General features: G+C 63.5%; 23 protein-coding genes. 16 read left to right on the top strand and 7 right to left on the bottom strand.

Going from position 1 to position 23,199, the window contains the following annotated elements; translation table 11 throughout:
- Positions 1-84: 84 nt before the first annotated feature.
- Together gluQRS and dksA are read right to left on the bottom strand one after the other, a co-directional pair.
- Entirely contained in the window at positions 85-972 is an 888-nt protein-coding gene (gene gluQRS / locus ACNFH5_RS23165; RefSeq protein WP_416750045.1) for a tRNA glutamyl-Q(34) synthetase GluQRS, read from the bottom strand.
- A gap of 83 nt (positions 973-1,055) precedes the next feature.
- Positions 1,056-1,499: an RNA polymerase-binding protein DksA gene (dksA, locus tag ACNFH5_RS23160; protein ID WP_015478905.1), complete on the bottom strand. Its 444-nt coding sequence runs from the start codon at positions 1,497-1,499 to the stop codon at positions 1,056-1,058.
- A gap of 334 nt (positions 1,500-1,833) precedes the next feature.
- Here dksA and ACNFH5_RS23155 point away from each other — a divergent pair, with 334 nt between their 5' ends.
- Positions 1,834-3,006, top strand: coding sequence for a pyridoxal phosphate-dependent aminotransferase (locus tag ACNFH5_RS23155; protein ID WP_416750043.1), 1,173 nt, complete (start codon positions 1,834-1,836; stop codon positions 3,004-3,006).
- Positions 3,006-3,713 (top strand): DNA/RNA nuclease SfsA, encoded by a 708-nt coding sequence (gene sfsA, locus ACNFH5_RS23150; protein ID WP_416750041.1) that lies wholly within the window; start codon positions 3,006-3,008, stop codon positions 3,711-3,713. The genes ACNFH5_RS23155 and sfsA overlap by 1 nt, the downstream gene beginning before the upstream one ends.
- A 108-nt stretch (positions 3,714-3,821) precedes the next feature.
- Here sfsA and ACNFH5_RS23145 read toward each other — a convergent pair whose 3' ends face one another.
- Positions 3,822-4,157: a Rieske (2Fe-2S) protein gene (locus tag ACNFH5_RS23145; protein WP_416750039.1), complete on the bottom strand. Its 336-nt coding sequence runs from the start codon at positions 4,155-4,157 to the stop codon at positions 3,822-3,824.
- Between the two features lie 253 nt (positions 4,158-4,410).
- Here ACNFH5_RS23145 and ACNFH5_RS23140 point away from each other — a divergent pair, with 253 nt between their 5' ends.
- Genes ACNFH5_RS23140 through ACNFH5_RS23120 form a run of 5 tightly spaced genes read left to right on the top strand, consistent with a single transcriptional unit; the run spans position 4,411 to position 9,080 of the window.
- Positions 4,411-5,466 carry a hemin-degrading factor gene (locus tag ACNFH5_RS23140; protein ID WP_416750037.1) on the top strand — a complete coding sequence of 352 codons (1,056 nt, stop codon included), beginning with the start codon at positions 4,411-4,413 and terminating at the stop codon, positions 5,464-5,466.
- An 11-nt stretch (positions 5,467-5,477) separates the two neighbouring features.
- Positions 5,478-6,371, top strand: a complete 894-nt coding sequence (locus tag ACNFH5_RS23135; RefSeq protein ID WP_416750035.1) for a heme/hemin ABC transporter substrate-binding protein — start codon at positions 5,478-5,480, stop codon at positions 6,369-6,371.
- A gap of 50 nt (positions 6,372-6,421) precedes the next feature.
- Complete coding sequence (locus tag ACNFH5_RS23130; protein WP_416750348.1) at positions 6,422-7,405, top strand: FecCD family ABC transporter permease; 984 nt, start codon at positions 6,422-6,424, stop codon at positions 7,403-7,405.
- Complete coding sequence (locus ACNFH5_RS23125; RefSeq protein ID WP_416750033.1) at positions 7,405-8,172, top strand: heme ABC transporter ATP-binding protein; 768 nt, start codon at positions 7,405-7,407, stop codon at positions 8,170-8,172. The genes ACNFH5_RS23130 and ACNFH5_RS23125 overlap by 1 nt, the downstream gene beginning before the upstream one ends.
- An 11-nt stretch (positions 8,173-8,183) precedes the next feature.
- Complete coding sequence (locus ACNFH5_RS23120; protein ID WP_416750031.1) at positions 8,184-9,080, top strand: ChaN family lipoprotein; 897 nt, start codon at positions 8,184-8,186, stop codon at positions 9,078-9,080.
- Positions 9,081-9,607: 527 nt separating this feature from the next.
- Here ACNFH5_RS23120 and ACNFH5_RS23115 read toward each other — a convergent pair.
- From ACNFH5_RS23115 to ACNFH5_RS23105, 3 genes are all read right to left on the bottom strand, one after another.
- Positions 9,608-10,408, bottom strand: a complete 801-nt coding sequence (locus ACNFH5_RS23115) for a cyclic nucleotide-binding domain-containing protein (RefSeq protein ID WP_045216845.1) — start codon at positions 10,406-10,408, stop codon at positions 9,608-9,610.
- A 104-nt stretch (positions 10,409-10,512) separates the two neighbouring features.
- On the bottom strand, positions 10,513-10,785 hold the full coding sequence (locus ACNFH5_RS23110; RefSeq protein ID WP_024767178.1) for a TfoX/Sxy family protein: 273 nt from the start codon (positions 10,783-10,785) through the stop codon (positions 10,513-10,515).
- Positions 10,786-11,014: 229 nt separating this feature from the next.
- Positions 11,015-12,577, bottom strand: a complete 1,563-nt coding sequence (locus tag ACNFH5_RS23105) for an AAA family ATPase (RefSeq protein ID WP_416750028.1) — start codon at positions 12,575-12,577, stop codon at positions 11,015-11,017.
- A 217-nt stretch (positions 12,578-12,794) separates the two neighbouring features.
- Here ACNFH5_RS23105 and mrcB point away from each other — a divergent pair, with 217 nt between their 5' ends.
- The 3 genes from mrcB to ACNFH5_RS23090 are packed head-to-tail and all read left to right on the top strand — an operon-like array spanning position 12,795 to position 16,292.
- A complete protein-coding gene (mrcB, locus tag ACNFH5_RS23100; RefSeq protein WP_416750026.1) occupies positions 12,795-15,119 on the top strand; it encodes a penicillin-binding protein 1B in 2,325 nt (774 codons plus the stop codon).
- 16 nt (positions 15,120-15,135) lie between these two features.
- Complete coding sequence (locus ACNFH5_RS23095; protein WP_416750024.1) at positions 15,136-15,963, top strand: tetratricopeptide repeat protein; 828 nt, start codon at positions 15,136-15,138, stop codon at positions 15,961-15,963.
- Entirely contained in the window at positions 15,963-16,292 is a 330-nt protein-coding gene (locus tag ACNFH5_RS23090) for a YqcC family protein (protein ID WP_416750022.1), read from the top strand. The genes ACNFH5_RS23095 and ACNFH5_RS23090 overlap by 1 nt, the downstream gene beginning before the upstream one ends.
- Positions 16,293-16,299: 7 nt before the next feature.
- Here the strand turns inward: ACNFH5_RS23090 and ACNFH5_RS23085 are convergent, their stop codons facing one another.
- Entirely contained in the window at positions 16,300-16,752 is a 453-nt protein-coding gene (locus ACNFH5_RS23085; protein ID WP_416750020.1) for a DUF4124 domain-containing protein, read from the bottom strand.
- Positions 16,753-17,155: 403 nt separating this feature from the next.
- Here ACNFH5_RS23085 and ACNFH5_RS23080 point away from each other — a divergent pair, with 403 nt between their 5' ends.
- From ACNFH5_RS23080 to msrQ, 6 genes are all read left to right on the top strand, one after another.
- Entirely contained in the window at positions 17,156-18,886 is a 1,731-nt protein-coding gene (locus ACNFH5_RS23080) for an acetolactate synthase 3 large subunit (RefSeq protein ID WP_081520738.1), read from the top strand.
- A gap of 2 nt (positions 18,887-18,888) precedes the next feature.
- Entirely contained in the window at positions 18,889-19,380 is a 492-nt protein-coding gene (gene ilvN, locus ACNFH5_RS23075; protein ID WP_081520739.1) for an acetolactate synthase small subunit, read from the top strand.
- 44 nt (positions 19,381-19,424) lie between these two features.
- Positions 19,425-20,441, top strand: a complete 1,017-nt coding sequence (gene ilvC, locus ACNFH5_RS23070) for a ketol-acid reductoisomerase (protein ID WP_017516327.1) — start codon at positions 19,425-19,427, stop codon at positions 20,439-20,441.
- A gap of 149 nt (positions 20,442-20,590) precedes the next feature.
- The gene (pssA, locus tag ACNFH5_RS23065; protein ID WP_088416411.1) at positions 20,591-21,415 is read left to right on the top strand and encodes a CDP-diacylglycerol--serine O-phosphatidyltransferase; all 825 of its coding nucleotides are present in this window, start codon (positions 20,591-20,593) and stop codon (positions 21,413-21,415) included.
- A gap of 57 nt (positions 21,416-21,472) precedes the next feature.
- Positions 21,473-22,483 carry a protein-methionine-sulfoxide reductase catalytic subunit MsrP gene (msrP, locus tag ACNFH5_RS23060; protein WP_416750016.1) on the top strand — a complete coding sequence of 337 codons (1,011 nt, stop codon included), beginning with the start codon at positions 21,473-21,475 and terminating at the stop codon, positions 22,481-22,483.
- Positions 22,483-23,091, top strand: coding sequence for a protein-methionine-sulfoxide reductase heme-binding subunit MsrQ (gene msrQ, locus ACNFH5_RS23055; RefSeq protein ID WP_416750014.1), 609 nt, complete (start codon positions 22,483-22,485; stop codon positions 23,089-23,091). The genes msrP and msrQ overlap by 1 nt, the downstream gene beginning before the upstream one ends.
- The last annotated feature ends 108 nt before the right edge of the window (positions 23,092-23,199 follow it).

The following is a 23,199-nucleotide window of genomic DNA, read 5'->3' as shown; positions in this document are numbered from 1 at the left end:
TCGGTCCTACGAAAAGCAGTTTGCAGAATTCCGCGTGGCGCGGTGTGCGCTGTCATCAATTTGCGCTGCTGTCGATGCACCAGTCTAGAGCTGCGCATCTTCCAGCGTCAGGCTGTGGGGGATGGCATTGGCATCCCAGTGCGCGATACCCCAGTCGAGCACCTCGCGCGGCGTGCCTTGCACCAGTTCGGCGGGCGGGTTCTGGCCCAGTGCTTTCAGCGCGCGCACCAGCAGCGGGGCGGCCAGGTCGGCCTCCAGCGGCGGCGAGCGGTAGGATTTGCCGAGTTTGTGGCCATCGGGCTGGATGATCAGCGGCACATGCAGGTAACGCGGGGCGGCGATGCCGAGCAATTCCTGCAGATAGAGCTGGCGTGGAGTGTTATCCAGCAGGTCGGCGCCGCGAACGATATCGGTAACACCCTGCCAGGCGTCGTCCAGCACCACCGCCAGTTGATAGGCAAACAGCCCGTCGCGCCGGCGAATGACGAAGTCGCCCACTTCGCGGCCCAGGTGCTGGTGGAATTCGCCTTGCAGGCGATCGGAGAAGCGGTAGTCCAGCTCCGGTACGCGGATGCGGATGGCGATGTCGCCGTGCCATTCATGCTGGGCGTCGCGGCAGGTGCCGGGATAGATGCCGTTGCTGCGTTCGAGCTGCTTGCGCGAGCAGGTGCAGGCATAGGCCAGGCCGCTGCGCAGCCATTGTTCGACCTGGACGGCGTAGGCGTCGTGGCGGTCGCTCTGGCGCTCCACCGCGCCATCCCATTCGAAGCCGTAGCGTTCGAGGGTCTCCAGAATGGCTGCCTGGGCGCCGGGCATTTCGCGCGGCGGGTCGAGGTCCTCCATGCGCACCAGCCATTTTCCGCCCACCGCGCGAGCATCCAGGTAGGAGGCCACAGCGGCCACCAGAGAACCGAAGTGCAGAAAGCCACTGGGTGTGGGGGCGAAGCGTCCGACGTAGCGGGAGGCGAGCATGGTGTCTCTTCGGCTTTCTATCTGATGGCAGGGCGCAGAAACGAAACGGGGCGCCGCAGCGCCCCGTTCGGGATCAACCAGGCTCAGGAGCCCAGCTGCTTTTCCTTGATTTCCGCCAGGGTCTTGCAGTCGATGCACAGGGTGGCGGTGGGGCGGGCTTCCAGACGACGGATGCCGATTTCGACGCCGCAGGAGTCGCACCAGCCGTAATCGTTGTCTTCGATCAGCTGCAGGGTCTCGTCGATCTTCTTGATCAGCTTGCGCTCGCGGTCGCGGGCGCGCAGTTCGAGGCTGAACTCTTCTTCCTGGCTGGCACGGTCTGCCGGGTCCGGGAAGTTAGCCGCTTCGTCCTGCATGTGGTGCACGGTGCGGTCCACTTCTTCCATCAGCTCAACTTTCCATTTGTTGAGGATGGAGGTGAAGTGCGCGCGCATGCGATCACTCATGTACTCCTCGCCCTTGGTTTCCTGGTAGGGCTCGAAGCCACGAATCAGTTGGCTGCTCTGTTGCTTTGCTTTGGTGGGCATGGATGACCGCCTCTCACTCTCGCTAATCCTCTCGCGGATGGTCCCTCTCCGGCACCGCCGGCCCCGCGCTCGCAGCGGGCGAACTTACCAGAACGATAACCGCGATGCTACTCCCGGTTATCGAGCCTGCCAGTACCCGCACATGACCTGATCGCCAGGTCGGCGACCCACCGGTAATCGCCAGTGGGTTTTTCTGCAAACCTGAGCAGAATCGTCGGCGTTCGCCAGACGAAGCCTGCAAGTTCCCGGAAACCGCGCATTGCAGGCGCGGCTGCCCAGAATTCATCAGTGGCCTGTTAGAATCCCGGCTCTGTCGCAAAGTTCGGAATATTCCATGGCCACCACCTTCAGTGCGCGCAGCCGCGCCATCGAACCCTTCCACGTCATGGCGCTGCTGGCGCGGGCCAATGAACTGCAGGCCGCGGGCCACGACGTTATCCACCTGGAAATCGGCGAGCCGGACTTCACCACTGCCGCACCCATCGTCGAGGCCGGGCAGAAGGCCCTGGCAAATGGTCACACGCGCTATACCGCCGCACGTGGCCTGCCAGCCCTGCGCGAAACCATCGCCGGCTTCTACGCCCAGCGCTACGGCCTGTCGATCGACCCGCAGCGTATTCTCGTTACGCCTGGCGGCTCCGGCGCCCTGTTGCTGGCCAGCAGCCTGCTGGTGGACCCGGGCAAGCATTGGTTGCTGGCCGATCCGGGCTACCCGTGCAACCGCCACTTCCTGCGCCTGGTGGAAGGCGCCGCGCAACTGGTGCCGGTTGGCCCGGAGAGCCGTTACCAGCTCACGCCGGAGCTCATCGAACGGCACTGGGATCAGGACAGTGTAGGCGCTCTGGTCGCATCGCCGGCGAATCCTACCGGCACCCTGTTGCATAAGGATGAACTCGCTGCGCTGTCGTCCACGCTCAAGGCTCGCGGCGGCCATCTGGTGGTGGACGAGATCTACCACGGCCTGACTTACGGCATCGACGCGCCCAGCGTGCTGGAAGTGGATGACGATGCATTCGTCCTCAACAGTTTCTCCAAATATTTCGGCATGACCGGCTGGCGCCTGGGCTGGCTGGTGGCGCCGCCGGAGGCGGTGGGCGAGTTGGAGAAGCTGGCGCAGAACCTCTATATCAGCGCGCCGAGCATGGCCCAGCACGCTGCGCTGGCCTGCTTCGAGCCGGCCACCCTGACCATCCTCGAGGAGCGTCGCGAAGAGTTCCGCCGCCGCCGCGACTACCTGCTGCCGGCGCTGCGTGAGCTTGGTTTCGGTATCGCCGTGGAGCCTGAGGGTGCCTTTTATCTGTATGCGGATATCAGCGCCTTTGGCGGTGACGCGTTCGCCTTCTGTCAGCACTTCATCGAGACCGAGCACGTGGCGTTCACGCCTGGCATCGACTTCGGGCGTTACCAGGCATCGCACCACGTGCGCTTCGCCTATACCCAGAGCGTCGAGCGCCTGCAGCAGGCGGTGGAGCGCATCGCCCGCGGCCTGAAGACCTGGCGTCCCTGATGCGTTTCGAGCCGGCGCTGGAAGAGGCGCGCCTGATCAAGCGCTACAAGCGCTTCCTGGCGGACATCGAGACCGCCAGTGGCGAACGACTGACCATCCACTGCCCGAACACCGGCTCGATGCTCAATTGCATGAGCGAGGGTTGCCGCGTCTGGTTCAGCCGCTCCGATGACCCCAAGCGCAAGCTGCCGGGGACCTGGGAACTGGTGGAAACCCCGCAGGGGCGCCTGGCCTGCGTGAATACCGGGCGGGCCAACCGGCTGGTGGAAGAAGCAATATTGGACGGCACCGTGACCGAGTTGGCCGGTTTCGATGAGCTGCGCCGCGAAGTCGCCTACGGACAGGAGAACAGCCGCGCGGACTTCCGTCTGATGTACGCCGGCAAGCCGGTGTACGTGGAAGTGAAGAGCGTAACCCTGGGTTTCGACGGCACGACGGTCGCCGCCTTCCCCGATGCCGTTACCCAGCGCGGCGCCAAGCACCTGCGCGAGCTGGCGGCGCTGGCGCGCGAGGGTATGCGTGCGGTGCTGCTGTATGCGGTGAACCTGTCGGATATCGAGGCGGTTCGCCCGGCGAAGGAGATCGATCCGGCCTATGCGGCGGCGCTGGCCGAGGCGCGTAGTGCGGGAGTGGAAGTGCTGGCATATGGGGCGCGGATCGATAGCCGGGAGATTCGGCTGGAGCGGCCTTTGCAGGTGTTGCTCTAGGCGGGAAGCGGTGCGCAGGGCTGTTCGCGAGCAAGCTCGCTCCTACGAAGAGCCGAACGGTCTGGACCTGTAGGAGTGAGCTTGCTCGCGAACCTGTCCGAAACCGTGTTACCCCTGGGCATTGTCCAGCGGCTCCAGCCAGATCCCCTGCTCATCCTCCCGGCAGGGCAGCGCCTCCAGCACATCTCCCAGGCACGGCCCCTGGATGCACTCGCCGGTTTCGATCAGGAACAACGCACCATGGTGCCCGCATTGCAACAGCCGGCCGCTGTTATCGAGGTACTGCTCGGCGTCGTAGCCCAGCGGAATTTCCCGGTGTGGGCAGCGGTTGCGGTAGGCATAGACGCGGCCCAGGCGGCGCACGGCGAAAAGGTTCAGGCCAGCGGCCTTGAAACCCCGGCTCTGGCCTTCGGCCAGGTCATGCGGGGCGCAGAGCAGGATCATCCGGGGTCTTCCATTCAGGCGCGGCATCACGAGGCGGCTATTATCCGCGCCCGGATGGCGATACCGGAAGAGGGTGCACTTCCGTGTGCTGAAGAGGTGAGCTGGCGCCTTGCCAGCGAAATCGGCGCCGACCTTAAGCCTCTCTGTAATCTAATGCAAATAATTATCAAATAGATTTCCTGAAATTCCTGTGGCAAGGTTCGTTCATGCCGCCGCACTGCGGCTGGCCATCTATCGAACGAGGAATTCTGCGATGACGACCCTGACTGCGCCGGCCTCTGAGCTGTACCGCGCCTGGCAAGCCCTGCGCGCCGAGAAACCGCGCCTGCGCGCCCGCGATGCGGCGCACCACCTGGCCGTGAGCGAGGCCGAGCTGACGGCCAGCCGCCTGGGCGTAGACGCCGTGCGCCTGCGCACCGACTGGGCCGAGCTGTTGCCGGCGCTGGGTGAGCTGGGCCAGATCATGGCGCTGACCCGCAATGAACATTGCGTGCACGAGCGCAGGGGGCCGTACTGCGACGTGACCGTTTCCGCCAATGGCCAGATGGCCCTGGTGGTTTCCCCGGACATCGACCTGCGCCTGTTCCTCGGTGGTTGGGCCAGCGCCTTCGCCATCAGCGAAGAAACTGCCCACGGCACCCAGCGCAGCATCCAGGTGTTCGATCGCCAAGGCAGCGCGGTGCACAAGGTGTTTCTCACCGAGCAGAGCGAGCTCGCCGCCTGGGCTCCGCTGGTGCGCAGCTTCGCCGCCGCCGAGCAGAGTGCCGCGCTCGACCTGACCCCGCTGGAAGCCAAGGCCGCGCCGCTGGCCGACGGTGAAATCGATATCGCCGCCCTGCGCGAAGGCTGGTCGGCATTGAAGGACACCCACCACTTCTTCGCCCTGCTGAAGAAGCACAAGGTCCAACGCACCCAGGCGCTGCGTCTCGCCGGCCGCGAGTGGGCCGAGCCGCTGGCCACTGCCGAACTGCCGCGCCTGCTGGAAGCCGCCGCGGCAAGCCAGTTGCCGATCATGATCTTCGTCGGCAACGCCCACTGCATCCAGATCCACACCGGCACCGTGGAAAACCTCAAGTGGATGGACGATTGGTTCAACGTCCTCGACCCGCTGTTCAACCTGCACCTGCAGACGCCGGGCGTGATTGAGTTGTGGCGCGTGCGCAAGCCCAGCAGCGATGGCGTGATCACCAGTTGGGAAGCCTTCGACGCCAATGGCGAGCTGGTGCTGCAGGTATTCGGCGCGCGCAAGCCGGGTGTCCCCGAGTTGCACGGCTGGCGTGAGCTGGCCGAATCGTTCCCGGCACTCTGAGGGCCGATTTCATGAAGACCTCCATGACTGCCCGTGCGTTGTTCGTCGGCCTCTGCCTGACTGCCACCAGCGTGCTGGCTGACTCGCTGCCGGAGCGTTGGGTGAGCGCCGGTGGTTCGCTGAGCGAGTGGGTTGTCGCCCTGGGCGGCGAGGCCAAGCTGGTGGGCGTCGATACCACCAGCCTGCACCCGGCATCGCTCCATGTGCTGCCGAAGATCGGCTACCAGCGGCAGCTGGCCGCCGAGGGCATCCTCGCGCTGAAGCCGGACATCCTGCTGGGCAGCGAAGAAATGGGCCCGCCGCCGGTACTGCAGCAACTGCGTGCCGCCGGTGTGCGGATCGAGACGCTGTCGGCCAAGGCCGACGAGAAGACTGTGCACCGGACCATCCAGCGTCTGGGCGAGCTGCTCGGTGCGCCGGACAAGGCCAGGCAGGCCGAGGCGGAGTTCGATGCGCGTCTCGCCGCGCAGGGCGCGTGGGTGAAGAAAGCCCAGTCCGCGCAGGCCGCGCCCGGCGTCGTCCTGCTGGTCGGGCACGCCGGCGGCAACCTGCTGGTGGCCGGGCAGGACACTTCCGGGGACTGGCTGATCCAGCATGCCGGCGGCCGCAACCTGGCGACCCACAACGGTTACAAGACGCTGTCGAGCGAAGCCCTCACCGCGCTGAACCCGCAGGTGGTGGTGCTCAGTGACCGCGCCCTGGACGGCGACAAGGCCCGCACCGCCCTGACCCAGCAGAACCCCGGCCTGGCAGCGACCAGCGCGTTGCGTGACGGCCGCGTAGTGGTGCTCGATCCAACCCTGTTGGTCGGTGGCCTCGGCCCGCGTATCCCGGACGGGCTGGCTAGCCTCTCCCGGGCCTTTTATCCTTCCGCGCAGGCCCTGAACACGGAAAGTCGTCCTTGACCCGGATCGTTACCGCTCGACCGCTGTTCCTGCTCCTCGGTTTTCTCCTGCTGCTGGTTGTCTGGCTCTCACTGGCCCTCGGGCCGGTGAGCCTGCCGCTGGGCGATACGCTGCGCGCGCTGGCGCACATGGTCGGTTTGCCGGTGTCCGCCGACGGCCTCGGTCAGGCCGAGCTGATCGTCGGGCAGATCCGCCTGCCGCGCACCTTGCTGGGCATCGCCACTGGCGGCGTGCTGGCGCTGGCCGGTGTGGCGATGCAGGGGCTGTTCCGCAACCCGCTGGCCGATCCCGGATTGATTGGTGTTTCCAGCGGTGCCGCGCTGGGCGCTGCAATTGCCATTGTCTTCGGGGCATCCATCGGTGGGCTGCCCGAGGCTTTCGCGCCTTACCTGCTGTCCGCATGCGCCTTTGCCGGCGGCCTGCTGGTGACGGCGCTGGTCTACCGCCTGGGGCGTCATAACGGTCAGACCAGCGTGGCGACCATGCTGCTCGCAGGTATCGCACTGACGGCCCTCGCAGGCGCGCTGATCGGCCTGTTCACCTACCTCGCCGACGACGCCACCCTGCGCACGCTGACCTTCTGGAACCTCGGCAGCCTCAATGGCGCGAGCTATCCACGGCTGTGGCCGCTGCTGCTGATCACCCTGTTGGTGGCGTGCTGGTTGCCGCGCCGGGTGAATGCGCTGAATGCGCTGCTGTTGGGCGAATCCGAAGCGCGTCACCTGGGCTTCGATGTCGAGCGGTTGAAAGTCGAACTGATCGTCTGCACCGCGCTGGGTGTCGGGGCGGCGGTGGCTGCCGCCGGGATGATCGGCTTCATCGGCCTGGTGGTGCCGCACCTGCTGCGCCTGATCGTTGGCCCGGATCACCGGGTGCTGCTACCGGCCTCTATGTTCGGTGGGGCAATCCTGCTTCTGCTCGCCGACCTGATCGCTCGGCTGGCCCTTGCTCCGGCGGAGCTGCCGATCGGTATTGTTACCGCGCTGATCGGTGCGCCATTCTTCCTTTACCTGCTGATCCGGGGGCGTTCCTGATGCTGTGCGCAGACAAGCTGCTGGTGAAGCGCGGCGCCCAGACGGTCCTGCAGGACGTGAGCGTGACGCTGCAGCCAGGCGAAGTGCTCGGAGTGCTCGGCCCCAACGGCGCGGGCAAGAGCACCCTGCTCGGCGCCATGAATGGTGAACTGCCTCTGGCCGGAGGGGCAGTGAGCCTCGACGGCCGTGCCCTGGAGTCCTGGCAAGGTCCCGAGCGCGCACGCCGGTTGGCTGTGCTGCCACAATCGTCCTCGCTGAACTTCGCGTTTCCCGTCGAGGCCGTCGTGGGGTTCGGGCGATTGCCACACGACAGTGGCCGCCAGCGCGACGAGGAAATCATCCGCGAAGCCATGGCTGCTGCGGATGCCTCGCACCTTGCGGGGCGCAGTTACCTGGCGCTCTCCGGTGGCGAACGCCAGCGGGTGCATCTCGCCCGTGTGCTGGCGCAACTCTGGCCGGGTGGGGCGCAGCAGATTCTGCTGCTGGACGAGCCGACCTCAGCCCTCGATCCGCTGCACCAGCACACCACGCTGCAGGCCGTGCGCGAGTTCGCCGGGCGCGGCGCAGCAGTGCTGGTGATCCTGCACGACCTCAATCTTGCGGCGCGTTACTGTGATCGCCTGCTGCTGCTGCATGAGTCGCGTGTGCATCTGCTTGGCACACCGCATGAGGTGCTGCAGGCCGAGCCGCTGCGTACCGTCTTCGGCCTCGATGTGCTGGTGCAGGAGCACCCGGAACGCGGCCATCCGCTGATCATCGCGCGTTGAAAGGAGTCGCCATGCACAAGGTCTTGTTCGTCCCACTGCTGGCGGTGCTGGTGGCCTGCCAGAGCCAGGTGGCCGCTCCGCCGCTGCCGGTCTGGCAGAGCCCGGAAGGGCGCGACAGCGCCGAGCTCGGTGTGATCCGCGATCTGCGCAGCGGCGAACAGCTTTCGCCGGCACAACTGCTTGACCGATTGGCTGCCGCACCGCGGGTCATAGTCGGCGAGCAGCACGACAACCCCGATCATCATGCACTCGAGCTCTGGCTGGCACGCGCACTCGCTGAGCGGCGCCCGAGTGGCAGCGTGCTATTGGAGATGCTCAACCCCGATCAGCAGAGCGCCGTGACCGCTACCCAGGCCCTGGCGGAGAAGGGCGAGACGCCAAGCGACCTGATCGGTGCGCTACGTTGGCAACCGGGCTGGGACTGGTCCCAATACGGCCCGCTGGTGACCTGGCTGGTGAAGCAGCCGACGCCGTTGCTGGCGGGCAACCTGGATCGCAGCGAAATCATGGATATCTACCGGAATCTGCCCCAACTGCAGGGACCAGCCTCCACTGCCGCTCCGGTGCGCGATGCGTTGCTGCAGGACATCCGTGATTCCCACTGCGGTCTGCTGCCGGACAGTCAGCTGCCGGCGATGCTGGCGGTGCAGCAACAGCGCGACCGGCGCCTGGCCGAGCGTTTCAAGGCGGCGCCTGAACCAGCCCTGCTGATCGCTGGCAGCTTCCATGCGCGCCGCGACCTGGGCGTTCCGCTGCACCTGCAGGATCTGGGCGCAGCGCAAGGTCTGAAGGTGGTGATGCTGGCCGAAGTTGGCAGGGTGGTAGCGCCGGCTCAGGCAGACTTCGTCTGGTACACGCCGGCACAGCCGCCAACGGATTATTGCGCGCAGATGCGCGGCAAGCAGTGAGGGGGCCGAACGGCCCCTTTTTCGTTTCTGGGCAAATGACGGTCGCCGCACAAATCGCAGGCAAAAAAAGACCCGGCAAAGTGCCGGGTCCAAACCGTGATTAGCCTGATGAGGAGATAATCTGAAGAGTCCGACTGCGTGGTCTCTCGAGCTTATCCAACTGGCCTCGCAGCCAGTGGTTGTAATAATAACCATTATCATTTGAGAGTCAACACCTTTTCTTCGACCTGGCTGAAGATTTTTTCGGTGGACGTGAAAGCGCTGCGCGAAGGAAAAAATCGGGGCAAAAAAAGACCCGGCAAAGTGCCGGGTCGAAACCGTGATTAGCCTGATGAGGAGATAATCTGAAGAGTCCGACTGCGTGGTCTCTTGAGGTTATCGATCTGGCCTCGCGACCAGATGACTCAGTAATAATCATTATCATTTGAGAGTCAACCTCTTTTCTGCAGTTTTTTCTCGCCCGCGAGATACCTACCGCACAAACGAAAAAGCCCGGCGCTGAGCCGGGCTTTTCGAGGGGGAGCAGATCAGTCGGCCTGGCGTTGCAGGCGCAGCTGGGTGACTTCCTTGTTCAGCAGGTCGATGCGCCGCGCCATGCCTTCGATGAGGCTGTGGGCGATGCGCGGGTTGCTCTGCATCAGGCTGAGGAACTGGTCCTTGGGGATCACCATCACGGTGCAGGGTTCGCTGGCGATGACCGAGGCGCTACGCTTCTCGCGGGTGAACACGGCCATGGCGCCGAAGATTTCATCCTTCTGCACATCACCAACCTTCTGCCCGTCGACGAAGGCTTCGGCATGGCCCTCGATGATGATGAACACGTGCTCGGCGTCGTCGCCCTGCTGGATCAGTTGGGCGCCGGCGGCGAAATGCTGGAATCCGGTGGCCGGGCGAATCTCCGGCTGTTTGAGATGCGCCAGGGCATCCGACAGCAGCGCAGTGTGGCCGATCAGGTAGTGCAGGAACTGTTCCTGGCGCTGTTCGTGGCTGTGGATATGGCGGAACACTTCGCTGCGCGAATAGGGGATCAGGCACAGCGGCTCTTCGCTGACGTAGCGGCAGGGCGGCAACTCGATGCCCTGCCGCAGGCCGACCAGGTCGCCTTCCTGCAGGTAGAACAGCGGGCGTTCGTCCACCAGCGCATGGACCAGGCCATTCTCGATGAGGAACAGGTGCTTGCCAGGCAGCTCGCCTTCCAGGTCGTCGGACCGTTCCAGGCGGATGGCTTCGCCGGCGGGCTCAAGGCCGGCGAGCAGTTGCGCCGGGATGCCCTGTAGCCGATTGATCAGTCGATCGGCATAGGCGGGTTGTTCACCGAGTAGGTACATGGCCGTAATTCCTTGATATGGCGACGGTCGAGGGCGCACGAAGGGCCCTGAGACCATAAGTGGACAGGCACCTTGCGTAAACATTTTCCCACAGAGCTTGTGAGCTAGCTCTTGTTACGTGCGGGAAATGTCTCGAGCTCGCCGAGAAGGGCCGCCTTGTGCGCAGGGGGCAGGTCGTTCCAGTGCACATCCAGCAGGGCGCCCTCGATGGCATAGAGCAGCACTTTCGAAGCGCGGAAGCCCCGCGCGCGCACGGCCCGATAAGCGCCGACGGCGCCCAGGCGGCGCAGGTCGCCAGCGTTATGGATACCCACGGCGTGGAGCCACTGGGCGGAGGTCTTGCCGAGGTTCTTCAGGTGCAGCAGTTCGTCGTTCATCGTCTGTCCTTGCGATGGGCACGATGGGTGTCAGGTCTTGAAGGGGCCGAGAACTGCTCGTAGCGGCCCGACACACAGAAGGAAGTGTAGCGTTGGCTGGGAAAAACGTGGCTTTGTGACATCGCCGAGAATGCGGGGCAGGGCGTTGTCGTCGTCGAAGGCTGCTTGTGCGGCCTGCCTGGCGGCCGGAGAGCGCCGCGTGGGGCGGCTCCGGCCGACAGACGGTGGATCAGAGGCCCGGCAGGCGCTGGCGGATGCCCGCGACCAGGGCGTCCAGGCTGGCGGCGTCCGGGGTATCAACACGCTTGCCGTGCTGCTGCTCCTCGGCGCTGAGTGCGTCGCGGCTGGCCAGTTGCGCCTGGACGACTTCCAAGGTGGCGTCGGACGGGTCATTGCCTTCGCTCTGGCGCTGGGCCAGCCAGCCGGCAATTACAGCCTCCGGTGCGTGGCAGTCGAGGATCAGGAACGGCACGCCGGTTTCCTCGGCGATTTCCCAGGCGGCGGCGCGCTGCTCGCGTTTGAGGAAGGTGGCGTCCAGCACCACGGGGTAGCCGGCGCGGAGAATATCCACGGCCAGCTCGTTCAGGCGCTTGTAGGTCGTGGCGGTGGCATCGGCGTCGTAGATGCCGCCCTTGAGCTGGCCTTGCGCGGCGGCCTTCTGTTCGCCGAACAGGCGCTTGCGTTCGACGTCCGAGCGCAGGCGAACTGCGCCCAGCGCTTCGACCAGGCGCAGGGCGACCTGGCTTTTACCAACGGCGGAAACGCCAACGGTCACTGCCAGGAAGCGCGAAGGAATGGCGCTGTAGCTTTCCGCCAGGTTGGCGTAGTTGCGGTACTGGCGCAGGGTTGCGGCCTTCTGCACGGCGTCGGTCTGGTGGGCGAGGCTGAACAGCGCGATCTTGGCGCGTACCAGGGCGCGGTACGCCTTGTAGAAGTTCAGCAGGGCCAGGGATTGATAGTCACCGGTGTATTCCAGGTACTGGCTGACGAAGCGACGCGACAGACACTTCAGTCCGCGGTCTTCCAGGTCCATGGCGAGGAAGGCGTAGTCGGCGGTGACGTCGGTGAAGCGGAACGGCTCGTTGAATTCGATGCAGTCGAACAGTACGACTTTGCTATCGATGATCGCGGCGTTGCCCAGGTGGATATCACCATGGCATTCGCGGATGAAGCCGTTGGCCTTGCGCTGTTCGAACACCTCGTGCAGGCGTTCGAAGCTGGATTCGGCCCAGGCTTCCAGCGCATCGAGCTGCAGCAGGTCGGCCTTGTCGGAGAGCATCGGGCGAATCTGCTCGAAGTTCTGCCGTACCGGCGCCATGCAGGCTTGCGGAGTGCCCAGCGGGTGCTCGGTCGGCACGACCGGGGTGCGCAGGTGGAAGTCGGCGATCTGTTTGGCCAGGCCGTCGACGTGGGCGGCGCCCAGCTCGCCACGAGCCTGCACTTCGCTGAGCAGTTGGCTCTGCGGGAACTCACGGCACTGGATCATGTACTCGACTGCCGGGCCTTCACCGTTGAGTTGCGGGGCGGACTCGCTGCCGGTAATGGCGATCACGTCGAGGTAAAGGCCGTCGGTGAGGCGTTGGTTCAGGCGCAGTTCTTCCTCGCAGAAGTGCTTGCGCTTGGCCAGGTCGGTGAAATCGAGGAAGCCGAAGTTCACCGGCTTCTTGATCTTGTAGACGTAGGAGCCAGTGAGCAGCACCCAGGAAATGTGGGTTTCGATGACCCGGAAGCCTTCGACCGGATGGGGGAAGAGGGCGGGGTTCTGCAGGGCTGCGAGTAAGGTCTGGCTCACGTGATGTCCTTTCCGATCGAATTTTCTAAAGGCAGGCATTATGGCGGCTGGGTCGGCAGGTGCAAACTCTGGGGCTGACCGGCAACCAAATAGCCATCTCGGGGTCATAGCTCGGCCACTGCCGTTTTTGATAGATGCGCGGCAGTTCGCATCAAGCCCGGACGCCCGCTGGAGCGGCGTCTGTCTCCTGTGGATAAAGTACGTATAATGCGCCGCCATGACGCGTCCCCGATCTTCCAAACCTCGTAAAAAAAGCGGCAAATCGTCGCCTGCCATGCGCAAGTGGCTGGGCTGGGCTCTCAAGCTCGGTCTGGTTGGCGTAGTGGTGCTGGCCGGTTTTGCCGTGTACCTCGATGCGGTTGTCCAGGAGAAATTCTCCGGCAAGCGCTGGACCATTCCTGCCAAGGTCTATGCCCGGCCGCTGGAACTGTTCGTCGGCCTGAAACTGGGCAAGGACGACTTCCTGCGCGAGCTGGATGCCCTGGGCTATCGCCGCGAGACGTCGGTCGCAGGGCCTGGCGCCGTGTCGGTCGCCGGCAATGCCGTCGACCTCAATACCCGTGGCTTCCAGTTCTATGAAGGCGCCGAGCCTGCGCAGCGCATTCGCGTGCGCTTCTCCGGCGACTACGTTGCCGGCCTGAGTCGCGCCAACGGTGGCGACCTTGCTGTCGCGCGCATGGAGCCGCTGCTGATCGGCGGCCTGTACCCGGCGCACAACGAAGACCGCATCCTGATCAAGCTCGACCAGGTGCCGCCGTACCTGATCGATACCCTGGTCGCTGTGGAAGACCGTGATTTCTGGACCCATCACGGGGTTTCCATCAAGTCCATCGCCCGTGCCGTCTGGGTCAACGCCAGCGCCGGCCAGTTGCGTCAGGGCGGCAGTACGCTGACCCAGCAGTTGGTGAAGAACTTCTTCCTGACCAACGAACGCAGTCTGTCGCGCAAGCTCACCGAAGCCATGATGGCTGTGCTGCTTGAGCTGCATTACGACAAGCGCGAAATCCTCGAGGGCTACCTCAACGAGGTGTTCCTCGGCCAGGATGGCCAGCGCTCGGTGAACGGCTTCGGTCTCGCCAGCCAGTACTTCTTCAGCCAGCCGTTGTCCGAACTCAAGCTGCCCCAGGTGGCGTTGCTGGTCGGGATGGTGAAGGGGCCTTCCTATTACAACCCACGCCGCAACCCCGAGCGCGCGCTGGAGCGCCGCAACGTGGTGCTCGACGTGCTTGCCGAGCAGGGCGTGATCACTGCCGACGAAGCGGCTGCCGCCAAGCAGGCACCGCTGGGCGTGACCCGTCAGGGCAGCATGGCCAACAGTTCCTACCCGGCCTTCCTCGACCTGGTGAAACGCCAGCTGCGGGAGGATTACCGCGACGAGGACCTGACCGAAGAAGGCCTGCGCATCTTCACCAGCTTCGACCCCATCCTGCAGATGAAGGCCGAGTCCGCCGTCAGCGAAACCTTCAAGCGTCTCGAAGGCCGCAAGGGTGTCGCCGAGACCGAAACCGCGATGGTCGTGACCAACCCGGAAACCGGTGAGATCCAGGCATTGCTGGGCAGCCGCGATCCGCGCTTCGCCGGCTTCAACCGTGCCGTCGATGCGGTGCGGCCGATCGGTTCGCTGGTCAAGCCCGCGGTGTACCTGACCGCGCTGGAGCGTCCGAGCCAGTACACCCTGACCAGCTATATCCAGGACCAGCCGTTCCAGGTGAAGGGCAAGGATGGCCAGGTATGGACGCCGAAGAACTATGAAGGCACTGCCAACGGCACCATCTTCCTCTACCAGGGGCTGGCCCGTTCGCTGAACCTGTCCACCGCCAGGCTGGGTCTCGACCTGGGCGTGCCGAACGTACTGAAGACGCTGGAGCGCCTGGGCGTTTCGCCAAACTGGCCGGCCTATCCGTCGATGCTGCTGGGCGCGGGCGCGCTGAGCCCGATGCAGGTGGCAACCATGTACCAGACCATCGCCAGCGGTGGTTTCAATACACCGCTGCGTAGCATTCGCAGCGTGCTGGCGGCCGACGGCCAGCCGCTCAAGCGTTATCCCTTCCAGGTCGAGCAGCGTTTCGATCCGGGCTCCATCTACCTGCTGCAGAGCGCCATGCAGCGGGTCATGCGCGAGGGGACCGGGCGCTCGGTCTACAACCAGTTGCCGGCGTCCCTGACCCTGGCGGGTAAGACCGGCACCACCAACGATTCGCGTGACAGTTGGTTCTCCGGCTTCGGTCAGGACCTGCTGGCGGTGGTTTGGATCGGTCGTGACGACAACGGCAAGACGCCGCTCACCGGCGCTACCGGTGCGCTGCAGATCTGGACCAGCTTCATGCGCAAGGCCAATCCCGCGCCGCTGGACATGCCAATGCCGGATAATGTCGTACAGGCGTGGGTCGACCCGCATACCGGGCAGGGTACGGACGCCAACTGCCCCGGTGCAGTGCAGATGCCTTATATTCGAGGAAGCGAACCTGCGCTGGGCGCAGGTTGCGGAAACCAGACGCCGGCCGGCGAAGTCATGGACTGGGTGCGTGGCTGGTTGAACTGATGCAAGAGGATTGGAAGTGAGAAAAGCTTGGTTTGCAGCGTCGGCGACTCTGGCGCTTCTGTCCGGTTGTGCGTCCCCGCAACATGGTGCGATTCCCGTGCAGGACTCCGGTACCTCCGTCTCCAACTCGGAACGTGTCGGCCGCAGCGGCGGCAACACTCAGGCGCCGGTTCGCACCGGCGCTGGCCAGAGCATCCCGCAAGGTGACTCCGGCGTTACCGTGATGGTCCCGCAGGATGCCGGCATGGCACCGATCCAGACCTTCCCGGCGCAGACCGGCGCCGCGCCGATCAGCACCTCGCCGATGACCACGGCTCCGGGAGCAACCGGCTCGACTTATTCTTCGCAGCAGCCGATCTCCACCAGCGGCGGCATCACCTCCAACGGCGGTTTTCAGTCGCAGACCTACCAGCAGCCGGCGTACCAGAACCAGCAGGCTGCGCCATCGAGCCAGGGCAGCACCTACCAGGGGCCGTCCGGGATTCCGTCGAGCAACTCTGGCCTGTCGGCGGACGAGCAGTTGGATGGTCCGGTGCTGGCGCTGCTGACCTCCGCCTCGCAGCAGCAGGGCGGTGGTGACCTGAATGGCGCTGCTGCCAGCCTGGAGCGCGCCCAACGCATCGCTCCGCGCGAGCCGCAGGTGCTCTACAAGCTGGCTCAGGTCCGCCTGGCCCAGGGCGACGCCGCCCAGGCCGAACAGGTTGCGCTGCGTGGCCTGTCGCTGGCCAATGGTCGTCCGACCATGCAGGCCAGTCTGTGGGACCTGATCGCCAAGTGCCGTGATCAGCAAGGCAACGCCTCCGGCGCCGCCGAGGCCCGTCAGAAAGCCAAGGTGACCCTGTAATGGATGCGCGCGTGCTGGCCGTCGCCGATCAGTTGTTGCTGATCGAGCGGGAGTTGCGTGCGATTGGAATGTGGGGAAGTGAAAGCCCGTCGACGGACAGGCTTTCCAGCATCGAGCCCTTCTGCGTGGATACGCTGGCGCTGGAAGAGTGGCTGCAGTGGATCTTCCTGCCGCGGATGAAGCTGATCATCGAGAGCGGCGCGGATCTGCCCAGTGCCTCGGGCATCCGCGCTATCGCAGAGATGGCCTATGCCAATCAAGGCGCTCGGGTAGCGGCGCTGCTGGAAGCGCTTGGCGCCTTCGATCAGTTGATCAGCCCGACGCCCTGATCTGGCGTCAGTTGCAGTTCTCGCGGAGGCTCTTCTCGCTGGCCGCGATACGCCCCTGGCGTTCTTCTTCGCTAATACGGCGCAGGTCGCCGTTACCGTCATCCACGCGGATGCGTGGGTTGTTCTTCAGTTGGGCCAGGTCGGTACGCAGCTTTTCGCATTGCTGCAGGCGCTCGGCTTCCTGTTGGGCCACTTCCTGGCGGACCTTCTCGTCGGCGGCCTTCTGCTTCTCGTCTTCAGTGGGCGGCAGCGTCGACTTGACGGCGGCCGGCGGCGGGAAGTTGCTGCTGGCCTTGGGCGGCGCCGTATTGGTGTTCACGGTGGCTGCGTCGGCGCCTTGCGGTGGCTGCGCGCCGAAGTGGGTGATGCCCTGGGCGTCGACCCATTTGTAGACCTGCGCGGCCATCACGGTCGGGGCCAGTGCGAGCAGCAGGCTGCCCATGAAAATCGTCCGTCGCATGCTTTGTCGGTCCTTGGGAGGCGGAGTCTGTCGGTAACTATAACCAAATCGTGCGCTTATTCACTCTGAGAAAGTTCACATCCCCGCTTCATTCAAAGCTATATATGGCTTGACTTGACCGCTTCGTTTCAGAAGAATCCAAGGTTCGCTGCAGTGGGCCGGCCGCAAGCTGGTTTTACTCGGCAGACAAGAGGTGCTACCCGCGCCGCAAAGTTTCACCCTGTTTCGCGTTACCTCGCGCTGGGTGGAGGCTCTCCGTAACACAAACAGGAGTGTCTCCAGGTTCTGCTCAATCGGCAGTCGACGTAGCCGGCGATTACATTCGCCCATGTCTGCCGGGCAGCCATCCAAGTCGGTCCCCCACGTTGGGGGTTTCCGTATATAGCGTTCTAGAGGTGACAACGTGGAACTTTTATCCGGCGCTGAAATGGTCGTCCGCTCCCTGCGTGACGAAGGCGTTAAGTACATCTACGGGTACCCGGGCGGTGCCCTTCTGCATATCTACGACGCTCTCTTCAAAGAGAACGAAGTAACCCACATCCTGGTTCGCCACGAGCAGGCCGCTACCCACATGGCCGACGGCTATGCGCGCGCCACCGGCAAGCCGGGCGTGGTGCTGGTGACCTCCGGTCCCGGCGCGACCAACGCCGTCACCGGCATCGCTACCGCCTACATGGACTCCATCCCGATGGTGGTGATCTCCGGCCAGGTAGCGAGCAACATGGTCGGTACCGACGCGTTCCAGGAAACCGACATGGTCGGTATCTCCCGCCCGATCGTGAAGCACAGCTTCATCATCAAGCACCCGTCGGAAATCCCTGAGGTCATCAAGAAGGCCTTCTATATCGCCCAGTCCGGCCGTCCCGGTCCGGTGGTGATCGATATTCCGAAGGACATGGGCGACCCGACCCAGAAGTTCGAATACAACTACCCGAAAAAAGTGAAGCTGCGCTCCTACAGCCCGGCGGTTCGCGGCCACTCCGGCCAGATCCGCAAGGCCGCCGAGATGATGCTGGCCGCCAAGCGCCCGATCATCTACGCCGGTGGTGGCGTGATCATGGGCAATGCTGCTGAGCCGCTGACCGAAGTGGCCCGCATGCTCAACGTACCGGTCACCAATACCCTGATGGGGCTGGGTGGCTATCCGGGAACCGATCGCCAGTTCGTCGGCATGCTCGGCATGCACGGCAGCTACACCGCGAACCTTGCGATGCACCACGCTGACGTGATCTTCGCTGTCGGCGCGCGCTTCGACGACCGCGTGATCAACGGCGAGACCGCCGCCAAGTTCTGTCCGAACGCCAAGATCATCCACGTCGATATCGACCCTGCCTCGATCTCCAAGACTGTAAAGGCCGACATCCCGATCGTTGGTCCGGTGGATAGCGTCCTGACCGAAATGGTCGCGATCCTCAAGGAAATCGGTGAGACCCCGAACAAGGAAGCCCAGGCTGCCTGGTGGAAGCAGATCGAGGAATGGCGCGGCACTCGCGGCCTGTTCCCGTACAACATGGGCGACGGCAGCATCATCAAGCCGCAGACCGTGATCGAGACGCTTTGCGAAGTCACCAACGGTGATGCCTTCGTCGCTTCCGACGTGGGTCAGCACCAGATGTTCGCGGCGCAGTACTACCGCTTCAACAAGCCCAACCGCTGGATCAACTCCGGTGGCCTGGGCACCATGGGCTTCGGCTTCCCGGCCGCCATGGGCGTGAAGCTGAACTTCCCTGAGGCCGACGTCGCCTGCGTGACCGGTGAAGGCAGCATCCAGATGAACATCCAGGAGCTGTCCACCTGCCTGCAGTACGACCTGCCGGTGAAGATCGTCAACCTGAACAACGGTGCGCTGGGCATGGTCCGCCAATGGCAGGACATGCAGTACAACAGCCGTTATTCGCACTCCTACATGGAATCGCTGCCGGACTTCGTCAAGCTGGCTGAAGCGTATGGCCACGTCGGCATGCGCATCACCGACCTGAAGGACCTGAAACCGATGATGGAAGAAGCCTTCGCGATGAAGAATCGCCTGGTCTTCCTCGACATCCAGGTCGATACCAGCGAGCACGTCTACCCGATGCAGATCCGCGGTGGTGCGATGCGCGACATGTGGCTGAGCAAGACGGAGCGTACCTGATCATGCGACACATCATTTCCCTGCTGCTGGAAAACGAACCCGGCGCGCTCTCCCGCGTTGTTGGCCTGTTCTCCCAGCGCAACTACAACATCGAAAGCCTGACCGTCGCTCCGACCGAGGACCCGACGCTGTCGCGCCTGACCCTGACCACCGCCGGTCAGGATGAGGTCATCGAGCAGATCACCAAGAACCTCAACAAGCTCATCGAGGTGGTAAAACTGGTGAACCTCTCGGAGAGTGCGCACATCGAGCGCGAGCTGATGCTGGTGAAAGTGAAGGCCACCGGCGCCCAGCGCGCCGAGGTCAAGCGCACCACCGACATCTTCCGCGGACAGATCGTCGACGTCACCAGCAGCGTCTACACCGTGCAGTTGGCCGGTACCAGCGACAAGCTGGACAGCTTCATCCAGGCCGTCGGCACTGCGTCGATCCTCGAAGTTGTCCGTAGCGGCGTCACCGGCATTGCCCGTGGCGACAAGACTCTCAGCATCTGATTTGAAATACGGCCCACGAGGCCAACTGACAGGGGATTACCCAAATGCGCGTTTTCTACGATAAAGACTGTGACCTCTCCATCGTTCAGGGCAAGAAAGTTGCCATCATCGGTTACGGTTCCCAGGGCCACGCCCACGCCTGCAACCTGAAAGACTCCGGCGTCGACGTCACCGTCGGCCTGCGTGCGGGTTCTTCCTCCGTTGCCAAGGCTCAGAACCACGGCCTGAAAGTCGCCGAAGTGGCTGAAGCCGTTGCCGCTGCCGACCTGGTCATGATCCTGACCCCGGACGAGTTCCAGGGCCGCCTGTACAAGGACGAGATCGAGCCGAACCTGAAGAAGGGCGCTACCCTGGCCTTCGCCCACGGCTTCTCCATCCACTACAACCAGGTCGTACCGCGCGCTGACCTCGACGTGATCATGATCGCGCCGAAAGCTCCGGGCCACACCGTGCGCTCCGAGTTCGTCAAGGGCGGCGGCATTCCTGACCTGATCGCTATCTACCAGGACGCGTCGGGCAATGCCAAGAACGTCGCCCTGTCCTACGCCTGTGGCGTTGGTGGCGGCCGTACCGGCATCATCGAAACCACCTTCAAGGACGAGACCGAAACCGACCTGTTCGGTGAGCAGGCTGTTCTGTGCGGCGGTTGCGTAGAACTGGTGAAAGCTGGTTTCGAAACCCTGGTCGAAGCCGGTTACGCTCCGGAAATGGCCTACTTCGAATGCCTGCACGAACTGAAGCTGATCGTCGACCTCATGTACGAAGGCGGCATCGCCAACATGAACTACTCGATCTCGAACAACGCCGAATACGGCGAGTACGTGACCGGTCCGGAAGTGATCAACGCCGAATCCCGTCAGGCCATGCGCAACGCTCTGAAGCGCATCCAGGACGGCGAATACGCCAAGATGTTCATCTCCGAAGGCGCCACCAACTACCCGTCGATGACCGCCAAGCGCCGTAACAACGCCGCTCACGGCATCGAAGTCATCGGCGAGCAGCTGCGCGCCATGATGCCGTGGATCGCTGCCAACAAGATCGTCGACAAGACCAAGAACTAAGGTCCTTTCGACAAACGAAGAAACGCGGCGCTTGCCGCGTTTTTTCGTTTAGGGGCGGTGATCTGGTATAAAGCGGGGGCGTCGGGTGAGTCTGCGCAGTAGCGTGCCCCGGCGAATCTCAGCCTCAACGAGTTCTCAAGGAATCGTCCATGAGTGAAGGTCACGAGGAGCCCAACAAGGCTTCCGACACCGAAGAAAGTCTGCTGCCCATCGATGAGCACATCGAGGAGGGCCATGACGCCGAAGGTCGCAAGGTTCGTCATCGCGGCATCTACCTGCTGCCCAACCTGTTCACCACCGCGGCGTTGTTCACCGGGCTGTACGCCATCATCAATGCCATGAGCGGTGATTTCTCCAACGCCGCCATTGCCATCTTTGTTGCCATGGTCCTGGATGGCCTTGACGGTCGTGTAGCCCGTCTGACCAATACCCAGAGTGCCTTCGGCGCCGAGTACGACTCGCTGTCCGACATGGTTGCCTTCGGCGTCGCGCCGGCGCTGGTTGCCTTCGAGTGGGCGCTGAGCAGTTTGGGCAAGGTCGGCTGGATGGTTGCCTTCATCTATGTGGCCGGTGCCGCGCTGCGCCTGGCTCGCTTCAATACCCAGGTGGGCAAGGCCGACAAGCGCTACTTCATCGGTCTGGCCAGCCCGGCCGCCGCAGCGCTGGTTGCCGGTACGGTATGGGCATTTGCTGACTTCGATGTACAGGGTGCCAAGGTTTCCCTGCTGGTGGCCCTGATGGTCGCCGCTGCCGGCATGCTGATGGTCAGCAACATCAAGTACTACAGCTTCAAGGATCTTGACCTGCGCGGCCGTGTGCCGTTCATGGCGATCCTGGTGGTGGTGCTGGCATTCGCCGTGGTCTTCACCGACCCGCCGCGCATCCTGCTCCTGCTGTTCCTTGCTTACGCCGCCTCCGGCCCGGTGCAATACTTGTTGCAATTGCGCCGTCGCAAGCAGCCGCCTGCCGTGTAATTTCCAGCGGGCTCCGCAGTCTACTGGCGCATACAGCCAGTCGTTGCGGAGCCCGTCATGCTGATCAAGTCGTCCCGCCTTTCCGATTGCCACGAATCGGAAGTCACCCCCGAATCCCTCTATCTCTCCCGTCGCCACTTTCTCGGTGGTGCGGTGGCGGCTGCCGCTTTGTCCGGATTGCCGCGCCTGAGTTTTGCCGAAGGTGGTCGCTATGCCGATGTGACCGAGGCGGCTGCTCCTTCCTGGCTGGCAGAAAAGCTCGCCGTTACTCGATGGGATGCCGTGACGGTGAAAGATGAGGCCATCACGCCGTTCAAGGACGCGACCACCTACAACAACTTCTACGAGTTCGGCCCGGACAAGGGCGATCCCGCTGCCAATGCGGGGGCATTGAAAACCGAGCCCTGGTCAGTAGTGGTCGACGGTGAGGTGGGCAAGCCCGGCAGATACGCACTCGAGGACTTCATCAAGCCCTATCAGCTGGAAGAGCGTATCTACCGTTTGCGCTGCGTCGAGGCTTGGTCGATGGTCATTCCGTGGATCGGTTTTCCCATTTCCGAGCTGATCAAACGGGTTGAGCCGACCAGCAAGGCCAAGTACGTCCGCTTCGAAACACTGGTGGATCGCAAGGATATGCCGGGGGTGCAATCCAACTTTGCCCTGATCGACTGGCCCTATGTGGAAGGGTTGCGCATGGACGAGGCGATGCATCCATTGGCGATATTGGCGGTCGGCATGTATGGCCGGGTGCTGGCGAACCAGAACGGCGCGCCGCTTCGTCTAGTCGTGCCATGGAAGTACGGCTTCAAGGGTGCAAAGTCCATTGTGCGGATCAGCTTCGTTGAGGAGCAGCCCAAGACTACCTGGCAGAGTCTGGCCGCGGACGAGTACGGCTTCTATGCCAACGTCAACCCGACTGTGGATCACCCCCGCTGGAGTCAGGCGCGCGAGCGTCGGCTGCCCAGTGGACTATTCAGTCCCAATGTTCGTCCTACCCTCATGTTCAATGGCTATGCCGATGAAGTCGCTTCGCTCTATGCGGGCATGGATCTGAAGAAGGATTACTGATGCGCTATCCGTACTGGCGGGCCGGTGTGTTTCTGGCTGCGTTGTTGCCGCCGCTCTATTGGTTGTACCAGGCCTGGATCTTCGCCCTCGGTCCGGACCCCGGTAAGGCATTGGTCGATCGCTTAGGGCAGGGCGGTCTGATTCTCCTGCTTGTTACCCTGTCGATGACGCCGCTGCAGAGGATCACCCGCTGGGGCGGTTGGGTGCAGGTTCGTCGTCAGCTGGGGTTGTGGTGCTTCACCTATATAGTGCTGCACCTGAGTGCCTATGCCGTCTTCATCCTGGGATTGGACTGGGCGCAGTTGGGAGTCGAATTGCGCAAGCGGCCTTACATCATCGTCGGGTTCGTTGCCTTCCTCGGGTTGCTTTCCCTGGCGCTGACCTCCAATCGCTACAGCATGCGCAAGCTGGGGGCAGGCTGGAAGAAACTGCATCGCCTGATATATGTCATCCTCGGATTGGGATTGCTGCATATGCTGTGGGTCGTACGGTCCGATCTGGAGCGTTGGATGATTTATGCGGCTATCGGCCTGCTCCTGCTGCTATTGCGGGTGCCGTCTGTGGCTCGACGGCTACCGCTGCTACGGGGCCGCCTGGCAGCTAACTGAAGAAAGTTTAAATTAGTCGTTGACGGCCCATTTAAACTCCCTATAATGCGCACCACTCCCAGCGACGAAGCGCTGAAAGAACTTGAAAATCAAGTACTTACAGAGATT

The sequence above is a fragment of the Pseudomonas sp. NY15435 genome, assembly GCF_048068295.1.
Lineage (GTDB): Bacteria > Pseudomonadota > Gammaproteobacteria > Pseudomonadales > Pseudomonadaceae > Pseudomonas.
Note: the sequence above shows the minus strand (reverse complement) of the source record. Positions and strands in the feature narration are given on the sequence as shown.